Annotated in this window: 12 protein-coding genes, 1 tRNA gene and 1 pseudogene; 7 read left to right on the plus strand and 7 right to left on the minus strand. The window is 66.0% G+C overall.

The window, feature by feature from the left end; all coding sequences use genetic code 11:
* The 4 genes from KBZ15_RS18685 to KBZ15_RS10820 all read right to left on the minus strand — a co-directional run.
* A partial coding sequence (locus tag KBZ15_RS18685; RefSeq protein WP_396123441.1) for a molybdopterin-binding protein occupies positions 1-123 on the minus strand: 123 nt, incomplete at its 3' end.
* Position 124: 1 nt separating this feature from the next.
* On the minus strand, positions 125-1,225 hold the full coding sequence (locus tag KBZ15_RS10810) for a glycosyltransferase family 4 protein (RefSeq protein WP_255015241.1): 1,101 nt from the start codon (positions 1,223-1,225) through the stop codon (positions 125-127).
* A 54-nt stretch (positions 1,226-1,279) separates the two neighbouring features.
* Positions 1,280-2,605 (minus strand): serine hydroxymethyltransferase, encoded by a 1,326-nt coding sequence (gene glyA / locus KBZ15_RS10815; RefSeq protein ID WP_255015242.1) that lies wholly within the window; start codon positions 2,603-2,605, stop codon positions 1,280-1,282.
* Positions 2,606-2,712: 107 nt separating this feature from the next.
* Positions 2,713-2,786: transfer RNA gene (locus KBZ15_RS10820), tRNA-Arg, on the minus strand.
* Between the two features lie 54 nt (positions 2,787-2,840).
* Between KBZ15_RS10820 and KBZ15_RS10825 the strand changes: the two genes are divergently transcribed.
* From KBZ15_RS10825 to KBZ15_RS10835, 3 genes are read left to right on the plus strand one after another with little or no spacing between them, the layout of a single operon-like run.
* Positions 2,841-3,107, plus strand: a complete 267-nt coding sequence (locus tag KBZ15_RS10825) for a hypothetical protein (RefSeq protein ID WP_255015243.1) — start codon at positions 2,841-2,843, stop codon at positions 3,105-3,107.
* Positions 3,104-3,394, plus strand: coding sequence for a DUF3181 family protein (locus KBZ15_RS10830; RefSeq protein ID WP_254932117.1), 291 nt, complete (start codon positions 3,104-3,106; stop codon positions 3,392-3,394). The genes KBZ15_RS10825 and KBZ15_RS10830 overlap by 4 nt, the downstream gene beginning before the upstream one ends.
* Before the next feature lie 24 nt (positions 3,395-3,418).
* Positions 3,419-3,679: a cytochrome-c oxidase gene (locus KBZ15_RS10835; RefSeq protein ID WP_197147881.1), complete on the plus strand. Its 261-nt coding sequence runs from the start codon at positions 3,419-3,421 to the stop codon at positions 3,677-3,679.
* Here KBZ15_RS10835 and murJ read toward each other — a convergent pair.
* Positions 3,676-5,301 (minus strand): murein biosynthesis integral membrane protein MurJ, encoded by a 1,626-nt coding sequence (gene murJ / locus KBZ15_RS10840; RefSeq protein WP_255015244.1) that lies wholly within the window; start codon positions 5,299-5,301, stop codon positions 3,676-3,678. The two genes, KBZ15_RS10835 and murJ, sit on opposite strands and share 4 nt — an antisense overlap.
* Before the next feature lie 76 nt (positions 5,302-5,377).
* Between murJ and sfsA the strand changes: the two genes are divergently transcribed.
* From sfsA to KBZ15_RS10855, 3 genes are all read left to right on the plus strand, one after another.
* Positions 5,378-6,142 (plus strand): DNA/RNA nuclease SfsA, encoded by a 765-nt coding sequence (sfsA, locus tag KBZ15_RS10845; RefSeq protein ID WP_255015246.1) that lies wholly within the window; start codon positions 5,378-5,380, stop codon positions 6,140-6,142.
* 26 nt (positions 6,143-6,168) lie between these two features.
* Positions 6,169-7,365: a 4-hydroxy-3-methylbut-2-enyl diphosphate reductase gene (locus tag KBZ15_RS10850; protein WP_255015249.1), complete on the plus strand. Its 1,197-nt coding sequence runs from the start codon at positions 6,169-6,171 to the stop codon at positions 7,363-7,365.
* Between the two features lie 143 nt (positions 7,366-7,508).
* Positions 7,509-8,138, plus strand: coding sequence for a DUF1997 domain-containing protein (locus KBZ15_RS10855; RefSeq protein WP_396123442.1), 630 nt, complete (start codon positions 7,509-7,511; stop codon positions 8,136-8,138).
* A 7-nt stretch (positions 8,139-8,145) separates the two neighbouring features.
* Here the strand turns inward: KBZ15_RS10855 and KBZ15_RS10860 are convergent, their stop codons facing one another.
* Both KBZ15_RS10860 and purH read right to left on the minus strand, forming a co-directional pair.
* Positions 8,146-8,610, minus strand: coding sequence for a DUF4079 domain-containing protein (locus KBZ15_RS10860; RefSeq protein WP_255015247.1), 465 nt, complete (start codon positions 8,608-8,610; stop codon positions 8,146-8,148).
* An 84-nt stretch (positions 8,611-8,694) separates the two neighbouring features.
* Positions 8,695-10,230 (minus strand): bifunctional phosphoribosylaminoimidazolecarboxamide formyltransferase/IMP cyclohydrolase, encoded by a 1,536-nt coding sequence (gene purH, locus KBZ15_RS10865; protein ID WP_255015248.1) that lies wholly within the window; start codon positions 10,228-10,230, stop codon positions 8,695-8,697.
* A 54-nt stretch (positions 10,231-10,284) separates the two neighbouring features.
* Between purH and KBZ15_RS10870 the strand changes: the two are divergent.
* A pseudogene (locus tag KBZ15_RS10870) lies at positions 10,285-10,550 on the plus strand (hypothetical protein); the annotation flags it as partial.

Genomic DNA, 10,550 nt, shown 5'->3' on the forward strand with positions numbered 1-10,550 from the left:
CACCGTCTGGCGGTGGTGGGGAATGCCTAAGGCCGCCAGCTGTTCGGCAATCCAGCGGGCATTGCCATTGGTGATGTTGCCAAGCAGCAACTCGGTGCCGATGCAGAGGATTTCGGCAGTCACCTCATCCGAGCTCCTGGTTGGAAGGTGGCTGTTGCAAGGCACGACGGGTGCTGACCAACACCCAGATCAGCAACGCGGTGGCGAGCGCCAGCCAGAGAAAGCGCAGCTCAGCATTGACCAGCACCAGGGCCAGGGAACCCAGCCACTGGGTGAAGGCATAGATCAAAAGCACCGTGCGGCGATGGCTGAGGCCGCTGCGCAGCAGGCGGTGATGCAAGTGGCGGCGGTCGGGGTAGAAGGGCGAGTGGCCCTCACTGAGGCGGCCCATGATCACGGCCGACATGTCGGCCAGCGGCAGCGACAGGATCAGCAACGGCAACAGCAGGCTGACGCTGGTGAGCCCCTTGGCCGGGCCAACGATGCTGATGGCCGCCAGGGCGAATCCGAGGAAATAGGAACCCCCATCCCCCATGAAAATGCGGGCCGGATTGAAGTTGTGGCGCAGAAAGCCCAGGCAACTGCCGGCCAGGGCCGCCGCCAGCAGGCCAGCCGCCGGTTGGTGCAGGCTGAAGCTCACCGACAACAGACCCACCGCGGCGATGCCGCTGACCCCCGCCGCCAGGCCATCTAGACCATCAAGCCAGTTGATGGCATTGGTGATCCCCACCAGCCAGATCAGGGTGGCAACCAGGCTGAGCCAATCGGGCAACTGGAGCAGCAGATCCGCTCCCCCCAGCCAGGCCATGGGCAGCTCTATGGAGCCAATCCTCACACCCTCGTTCCAGGCCACCATTGCAATCGCCAGCTGGCCAGCCAGGCGGGGTAGCGGTGGCAGGGCAAAGAGGTCGTCGGCCAGGCCGATCAGAAAAAAGCACAGCGCCCCGGCCAGGGTGGTCCAGATCAACTGGTCCTTTTCCATGGGCAGGTTGGCAAATCCACCCAGCAGCCAAACCAGCGCCAGGGCAAGGCTGAAGGAGATGACAATGCCCACCCCTCCCAGGCGCACCATGGGAGTGGAGTGCTGCTTGCGGGAATCGGGGGCATCCACCAGACCCCAGCGCAACCCAACTCGACGCACCACAGGCACCACCAGAGCTGTCAGCAGGGCCGCCACAGCGAACGTGATCAGGGCCGCCAGGTTGGGACTTTCAGTGAGGGTCACAGAACCAGGCTGAAGCGAGCTGGCGGCGGGCTTTGGCGCCTACCTTACGGGCGGCTACAGGGATCGGGCGTGCTGCAGCTGACGCTGCCCATCGACAGAATCTGCGCCGGACTCCTCGGCGTAGAGCGGAAAGCGCTCGCAGAGGGCCGCCACCCGCTCGCGGCAGCGCTGCTCGATGGCGGCATCTTCAGGGTTGAGCAGGCGGTCGGCGATCACATCGGCCACCTCGGCGAAGGCCTCCTGATCGAAGCCGCGGGTGGTACAGGCGGCAGTGCCCAACCGCAGACCGCTAGTGACAAAGGGCGACTGGGGATCGAAGGGCACCGTGTTCTTGTTGGCGGTGATGTGGACGTCACTCACCAGCAGGTCGGCCACCTTGCCGGTCATGCCGATCGAGCGCAGATCCACCAGCACGATGTGGTTGTCGGTGCCACCACTGACCACGGCGATGCCGCGCTCCTGAAGGCGCTTGGCCAGGGCCTGGGCATTGGCGATCACCTGCTGGCTGTAGGCCTTGAAGGAGGGCAACAGGGCTTCACCGAAGGCCACCGCCTTGGCGGCGATCACGTGCTCGAGCGGCCCGCCCTGGCTGCCGGGGAAGACGGCCTTGTCGAACTGCCTGGCGAACTCGGCGTCGCGGCAGAGGATCAGGCCACCGCGGGGGCCGCGCAGGGTCTTGTGGGTGGTGGTGGTCACCACATCGCAGAGGGGCACCGGGTTGGGGTGCAAGCCAGCGGCCACCAGCCCGGCGATGTGGGCCATGTCGGCCAGCAAGTAAGCGCCCACCTCATCGGCGATGGCGCGGAAGGCCGCGAAATCAATCGTGCGGGGGTAGGCGGAATAGCCGCAGATAATCAGCTTGGGCCTGTGCTCCAGGGCCAGCTGGCGGATCGTGTCGAAATTGAGCTGGTGGGTCGCCTCATCGACGCCGTAGTGCACGGCCTTGAACCACTTGCCGCTCACGTTCACAGGCGAGCCGTGGGTGAGGTGGCCGCCGTGGCTCAGATCCATGCCCAGGATCGTGTCGCCGGGCTGGAGCAGGGCCAGGAAGACGGCGAAGTTGGCCTGGGCGCCGCTGTGGGGCTGCACGTTGGCCCAGGCGGCACCAAACAGCTCCTTGGCCCGCCCAATCGCCAGCTCCTCGATGGCGTCGACGTGCTCACAGCCGCCGTAGTAGCGCTTGGCCGGCAGCCCCTCCGCATATTTGTTGGTGAGCACCGAGCCCTGGGCCTCCATCACGGCCCGGGAGGTGAAGTTTTCGGAGGCGATCAGCTCCAGGTGGGTCTGCTGACGATTCAGCTCCTTGCCGATCAATGCCGCGATGGCGGGGTCCCCGGCGGCAAGAGACTGGTTGATGGCAGCACCGCCGGAGAGGGCCATGGTTGGATTTCGATTCTTGTACCGATCGTAAGGAACGTCTTCCAGTGCGGGGAATGGGTCGCGAATCGGGCACAAAAAAACCGCCCGAGGGCGGTTGGGGGAAAAAACGCGCCTGGAGAGATTCGAACTCCCGACCCTCTGATCCGTAGTCAGATGCTCTAATCCGCTGAGCTACAAGCGCACTGGCCCATTCTCACCGCATGAAGGGCCTATCCGTCAAATCACTGCCCCTCCTATGCCGATTCGCTGGTACGGCCCCGCCAACCCCGAAGAACCCACCTACAGACACTTTGAGCGGATCGTGAACCTCACGCTTCACGCCGCCCTGTTTTCTGCCTTGAACAGCGGCCTCTGGGTCGTGCAGGAACTGCGCCATCCCTGGGCTCACCTCAACTGGCTCACCCTTGGCTGGCTGGCAGTGCTGCTGGTGCACGCCGGGGTGGTGATCGCCATGCGCCCGGCCCCCCCAGCCGAAAACCAACGCTCCAAAACCGAGCCATGACCCTCACCGCCTCAGATCTCAAGGAGCTCGAACTGGCCCTGGCCGATCGCCTCTACGTGCAGGTGGCCGGCTGGCACCTCTACCTGGGTGATGCCGGCCTGGCCCAGACCCTGGCCATCGAATGCGCCGGCCGAATTGACCAGGGAGCCCAGGTGTGTGCCCGCCAGGCGCTTGAGGCCGTGCAGGTGCCCATCGGTGGTGGCGCCACCCGCATGCCCCTTGCTCGACTCGTGCCAGCCGGTCAGTTGCGCGATCTCGAAGAGGTGCTGGAACCGTTTTGCCGATAAGGTTGCGCCACCTGGCTGCGGGCTGTGCTGGTCATTGAGGTCACCAACGCCCGCGACGTGGTGCGCAAACGCATGGGTCGCCTTGGCGGGCGCCTGATCGGCAAGGTGGTGGATGCGGAGGCCCAGGTGGAAAAAGCCCTGATCCAGGAGCTGGAAACCGCCTTCAAGGAATTTGGGATCGAGGCCCGGATCTTCTCGGTGGACGGCCCCCAGATGGTGGGCCGCTCACACCTGGAGATCCCCGTGCAGGTGCGGGATGTGCGCGATGTGAATCTGAGCGATTAGCGCCTGGCGCCGAATCGGGGCAACCGCCCCCGCAGCTGGGCGATGCCAGCGGTCACTTCCGGAACCCCCGCCAGGCTGGCCACCAGGCCGTACACCAGCACCCCCACGCCACCGGCAAAGCCGCACTCCAGCAAGCGCCCCCAAAGCCCCGTGGGCCACGCCACACCCAGGGCGATTCCCCAGGCCGCCAAGCCGGCCAGCACGGCAGCTCCAAACAGCAGCAGGGTGTCCCGCAGCCAGAGGCGCAGCGGCAGGCCCCCCAGCCGGCCCTGCAGGGCCAGCAGCAAGCCCACACAGGTGATCAGGTTCACCGCCACCGTGGCCAGCACCAGGCCAGCAGCTCCGCAGTAGAGGTTCGGCAGCAGCTGCACCCCCGTGGGCACGGGCCCACCGACAAAGGCCCAACAGAAAATCGCATTCAGACCGATCCCAGCCAGCGACCAGCGAAAGGGGGTGACCCCGTCGCCCAGGGCATAGAAGACGCGCACCAGCACGTCACGAGCCAGGTAGGCCGGCATACCGATGCCGTAGGCCATCAACAGGGTGCCGACCAGCTCGGCCGCGCCGGCATCGAAGGCCCCCCGCTCGTAGATCAGCGCCACAATCGGCAGGGCGAGGCCCACCATCAGGGCCCCCAGCGGCAACATGCTGGCATTGGAGAGCATCAGCCCCTGGCGGATGCGGCCAATCAGCTCAGGCTTGTCTTGCGGAGCCGTCAGCCGGGCATAGACCGGCAGGAGCGGCACCAGTAAGGCATTGGAGAGCAGCCCCAGGGGCGTCTGCACCAGCAGGTTGGCGTAGCCCAGTCCCGCCGCCGCCGCCGGAATGCCCGAAGCGAAGAAGAGGGAGACAAACACGTTGATCTGCAACATGCCTGAGGAGAGGGTGGCGGGCCCCATCACCTGGAGCACCTCGCGCACCCCCGGGTCCTGCCAATCCCATACCAGCTGAAAGCGATTCAGCCCCTGACGGGCCAGGGCCGGCAGCTGGATCAGCCACTGCAACACCGCGCCGAGGGTGGTGGAGCCGGCCAGCACCACCCCACCGAGCACCGCCGTGGTGGGCAGGGTGATCCCTGGGCCGAGCTGCCACCAGAGCACGGCGATGCCGGCGATCACGGCCACACTCGAGAGCAACGGGCTCACCGAAGGCAACCAAAACTCATCGGCGGCATTGAGGGCACCGAAGCCCAGGCCGATCAGGCCGGCGAACAGGGCCATCGGCGCCATCCAGCGCAGCTGGAGCACGGCGATGTCGTGGCGGCTGGCATCGAGGCCAGGCCCCACCAGGCTGATCAGGGGATCGGCGAACACCAGCAGCAGCACGGTGACCCCGATCAGGCCCGCCCCCACCAGGGTGTTCATCGCCGCCAGCACGTGGCCGCCCTCAGCGCGGGGCCGCCGGGCCAGAACGCTCACCATGGCGCTGTGGAAAGGGCCGTTGATGCCCCCCAGCAGGATCAGCAGAAAGCCCGGCAGCACATAGGCGTAGTTGTAGGCGTCGTAGGCGGCACCCACACCGAAGGCAGCCGCAATGACCTGCTGGCGCACCAGCCCGGCCACCTTGCTGAGGGCCGTGGCAACCGCCACGACCAGGGCAATGCGCCTGAGGGACTGTGCCATCCAGTGGGGCCAGGAGCCTTGGGAGTTGAGAGGCAGTATGGCTGGCTCACTCCCACCCAACCCAGCCGCGCCCGCCATGGCCACCCCCGTGCTCAGCCTTGGTCCGCTGGTGGAAGGCACCCTGGTGCGGCGCTACAAGCGCTTCCTGGCCGATGTGGAGTTGGATGACGGCGAGCTGGTGACGGCCCACTGTCCCAACACCGGACCGATGACCGGTGTGCTGCACCCCGGCGGGCGGGTGCGACTGCGCCATGCCCCCTCCCCCAGCCGCAAGCTGGCCTGGACCTGGGAGCAGGCCGAAGTGCAGGGCGCCGAGGGAGCCCCCATCTGGGTGGGCATCAACACGGCCCTGCCCAACCACCTGGTGCGGGCCACGATTGAGGCCGGCTGCCTGGAACCCTGGCTCGGCCCCATCGGCGCCATCCGGGCCGAGGTGCCCTACGGCCTGGGCCGGCGCAGCCGCATCGACCTGCTGCTGACCCCGGCGGCAGGGGCCGCCGATCCCAGACCGATCTACCTCGAGGTCAAGAACACCACCTGGACCGCCGGCGAGCTGGCCCTCTTTCCCGACACGGTGACCGAGCGGGGCCAGAAACACCTGGTGGAACTGATGGCCCTGTTGCCGGAAGCCCGCGCCGTATTGGTGCCCTGCCTGAGCCGCTCTGACGTGAGCCGCTTCGCACCGGGCGATGCGGCCGACCCGCGCTACGGCGAGCTGTTCCGCCAGGCCCTGGCGGCAGGCGTGGAGGTGCTTGCCTGCCGCTACAGCTTCTCGGCCACCGAGGTGAGCTGGCAGGGGCTGGCCAGGGTGGAGCAACGGGGGCCCGCCGAAGCCCCATAGAGTTGACACTCCAAGTAGCGACTGTTGTGGATACCCGTGCCTTCAAGCGCTCGCTGCACCACTCGGAGCGATACAACCGCCGCGGTTTTGGCCTGGGGGATGAGGTGGCAGGCAACCTCGAGCAGGCCTACCAAAGTGATCTGATTGCCAAGCTGCGTGAGACCGGCCACACCCTGCAGCGGGGCCGGCTCACCGTGCGCCTGGCCGAAGCCTTCGGCTTTTGCTGGGGCGTTGAGCGCGCCGTGGCCATGGCCTACGAAACGCGCCGCCACTTCCCCACCGAGCGGCTCTGGATCACCAACGAAATCATCCACAACCCCTCGGTGAACGACCACCTGCGCCAGATGGATGTGAAATTCATCCAGGTGGATCAGGGGGTGAAGGACTTCTCCGAGGTGGCAGGCGGCGATGTGGTGATCCTGCCGGCCTTCGGCGCCACCGTGCAGGAGATGCAGCTGCTCAACGAACGGGGCTGCCACATCGTTGACACAACCTGCCCCTGGGTTTCCAAGGTGTGGAACACGGTGGAGAAGCACAAGAAGCACTCCTTCACCTCGATCATTCACGGCAAGGTGAAGCACGAGGAGACCCTGGCCACCAGCTCCTTCGCCGGCACCTACCTGGTGGTGCTCGACCTCGCCGAGGCCCAACTGGTGTGCGACTACATTCTGGGCAATGGCGACCGGACGGCCTTCATGGCCCGCTTCGCCAAGGCCTGTTCGCCGGGCTTCGATCCGGATCGGGATCTGCTCCGGCTTGGCGTGGCCAACCAGACCACCATGCTCAAGAGCGAAACCGAGGAAATCGGCCGGATGTTCGAGCGCACGCTGTTGCAGCGCTTCGGGCCCATCGAGCTGAATGAGCACTTCCTGGCGTTCAACACGATCTGCGACGCCACCCAGGAACGCCAGGACGCCATTTTCACCCTGGTGGATGAACCCCTCGATCTGATGGTGGTGATTGGCGGCTACAACTCCTCCAACACCACCCACCTGCAGGAAATCGCCGTCAGCCGCGGCATCCGCTCCTTCCACATCGACACCCCCGAGCGCATCGGCCCGGGCAATCGCATTGAGCACATGCCCCTCGGCGGCGCGCTGGAGCTGGAGGAGCCCTTCCTGCCGGAGGGTCCGATCCGAGTGGGGATCACCTCTGGAGCCTCCACCCCAGACCGGGTGGTCGAAGACGTGATCAAGCGGCTGATCGACCTCTGCCAGACCTGAACCGATCGTCACCAGATCCGCACCTTTGCCGTCTGGATGCCAAAGCCTCGGGCCAGGGGACCCCGAATCGCCTTTACATTGATTAAAGAAAGAGGCCCCTGCCCCACCAGTCCCACCACCTGGAGTTGCCACTGTTGTCTTTGCTGCTGTCGACCGCATCGCTGGACCAGGACCCCACCGCAGCCGGTGGCTCGCAGCTGCGCTACAGCGATGATCCCCAGGTGCGCCGCTATGCCAGCGCCTTCGCCGACGTAATGGAAATGCGCGGCAGCGCAGATCTTGTCTCCGACTACCTCGATGACCATGGGAGCTGGTTTCGTCGCTGCGCCGCGCCGATGACCGTTGAGGCCATTGGCGGCCAGGGTTACACCCTGACCCTCGGCACCTTTGGCAACTTCGGCTTCGAGGTGGAGCCCACGATCGGTCTCCAGCTTCTCCCCCAAGACCAGGGGCTTTATCGCATCCTCACGGTGCCCCACCAGGGCGGTGACCCCAATCTGGAGGGTCTCTACGACGTTGACTTCAACGCCTCTCTGCGAGTCGAAGAGACCGGCCCCCTCACCCTGGTGCGCTGGCAACTGGATCTGAGCGTCTGGATCCGCCTGCCAGGGGTGATCACCCTGCTGCCCGTGGGCCTGGTGCAGTCGAGCGGCGACCACCTGCTCAGGCAAATCGTGCGCCAGGTCTCCCGCAAGCTCACCTGGAAGGTGCAGGAAGACTTCCACTCGAGCCAGGGGCTGGACTGTCCCCCAAGGCGACAGTCCCAGTTCTAAGGGGCTCTTAGGCGGGCCGCTTCTCCCAGATCTTGGCCAGAATCTGCAAACCACTGAAGGCTTGCCACAAAAAGAGGGTCATCATCGCCATGTTCAGGCCCACGTGGGCCTTGCGGGCAATCAGGTTGCCCTGCTGCATCAATGGCGCGAGTGACACCGCCAGGGCAATTAGGCAGGTCATGCCAATGCCCACCAACAGGTGGGGGCCGACAAACAATTTGCCGTTATTGAGATAGGTGACTGCCATGCCGCCAAAGGTGCCCAGCACCATCAACGCCAGGATCAGGCTGCCGATCTGAAAATGGCGCTTGGCGAACTGCCCCTTGATCAGCTCCTTGCGGTCCGCCGCATCCGCAGTGCGGGTTTTTTTCGCTTTGATGCCAAGAAACATGCCGTAGCCGGAGAGGGCCAGCAGCCCCCCCATCAGCAGGGGATGGAAGAAATTGAGGTTGTAGGCGAGCGCTTCGGGCATGGTGGGGAAGGGAGAACTGGCGGGAACCGCAGCGGCAAAGACCGATCGAGCGAAGTTACAACTCACGCCGCCCGCCAGGGGGTATCAGTGGAGAAAATGACGATGACCCGTCATCACCATCGCCACGCCCAGGGCGTTGCAGGCGGCGATCGAATCGCCATCCCTCATGCTGCCACCGGGCTGAATCAGCGCCGTAATTCCCTGGCCAGCCGCCAGCCGCACCGTGTCATCAAAGGGGAAGAAACCATCGCTGGCGAGCACCGCGCCCTGGGCCCGGTCGCCAGCGGCTTCCAGGGCCAGGCGAGCTGAGCCCACCCGGTTCATCTGCCCAGCGCCGATTCCAAGGCTCTGGCCACCCTTGGCCACGGTGATTGCATTGGAGCGCACGTGGCGCACCAGCTTCCAGGCAAAACGCAGATCGACCAGTTCCTGGGAGCTGGGCTGGCGCTCGCTCACCACCTGCCAACCACTCTCCTGCACCGGTTGGTCATCGAGCTCCTGCTCCAGCACCCCACCCAGTAAGGAGCGCAAGTGGCGGCGGGATGCTTGCGGAATTGCCTCGGGCGCCAGCTCCAGCAAGCGCAGGTTGGCCCTGGCAGCCAGCCGGTCCCGAGCCGGGCCATCAAAACCAGGTGCCACCACACACTCGAGAAACAGGCTGCTGAGCAGCTCAGCCGCCGCCAGATCCACCGGATTGTTGAGGGCCACGATGCCGCCGAAGGCCGAAAGGCGATCGGCATCCAGCGCCCGGGCAAGGGCCGCCGCCGCGTCGCTGCCGGTGGCCACCCCGCAGGGGTTGGTGTGCTTGACCACCACGGCCGCCGGCTCGGCAGCGGGGCCATAGCCAAACTCCCGAACGGTGGCCAGGGCCGCGTCTAGATCGATCAGATTGTTGTAACTGAGCTCCTTGCCCTGGAGTTGCTCGGCGGCCCCCCAGCCCGCCTTCGGCTCGCTGTACCAGCGGGCCTGCTGGTGGGGGTTTTCGCCGTAGCGCAGGCTCTGGCGAGCTGGCAGCTCCAATCGCAGCGGCAACTCCTCCCCCAGACGGCCAGCCAGCCAGGCGCTGATCGCAGCGTCGTAGCTGGCGGTGTGCTGGAAGGCCTCCAAGGCCAGGCGGCGCCTTAGCTCCAGGCTCAGCGCTGAGCTGGCAAGGGCCTCAAGGAAAGCGTCGTACTGGTTGGGGCTGGTCAGCACCACCACGTCAGCATGATTCTTGGCCGCCGCCCGCAGCATCGCCGGCCCACCTATGTCGATGTTTTCAATGGCGGTATCAAATCCCACTGCCGGATCGGCAACCGTTTCGCGGAAGGGGTAGAGGTTCACCACCACCACGTCAATCGGAACGATGCCCTGGGCCACCAGATCGGCCTGATGGCTGGCCTCAGCGCGACGGGCCAGGATGCCGCCGTGAATGCGGGGGTGGAGGGTCTTGACCCGACCGCCCAGAATCTCCGGGGCCTGGGTGTGGTCTGCCACCTTGGTGACCGGCAGCCCGGCTGCCTGCAGGGCCGCAGCCGTGCCGCCGCTGGAAATCAGCTGGTAGCCAGCCCCAACCAAGCCCTGGGCCAGGGGCACCAATCCCTCCTTGTTGGACACGCTGAGAAGGGCCGTGGGGGCCATGGCTGCCGGAGAGCGGGTTTGGGAGCCAACCTAAGCAGCAGTAGCGACCCAATCGTGACCCCTGACAACAAAGCAACTGGCGCTCCCGACGCCGGCGTGATCCGACGCGGCCCTGATCGCAGCGAGCAGCGGCTGGTGCTGCTGCACGGCTGGGGGGCCGATGCCGATGACCTGCTCGACCTGGCCGACCTGCTGGTCGGTCCGGCGGTGAGCGTGGTGGCGTTGCGGGCACCCCTGGGCCATCCCAGCGGTCAAGGGCGCCAGTGGTATGACCTGGAAGAGCCCAACTGGCCCCAGCTACCAGCGGCCCGGACCAGCCT

This window comes from Cyanobium sp. BA20m-p-22, from assembly GCF_024346275.1.
Taxonomy (GTDB): Bacteria; Cyanobacteriota; Cyanobacteriia; order PCC-6307; family Cyanobiaceae; genus Cyanobium_A.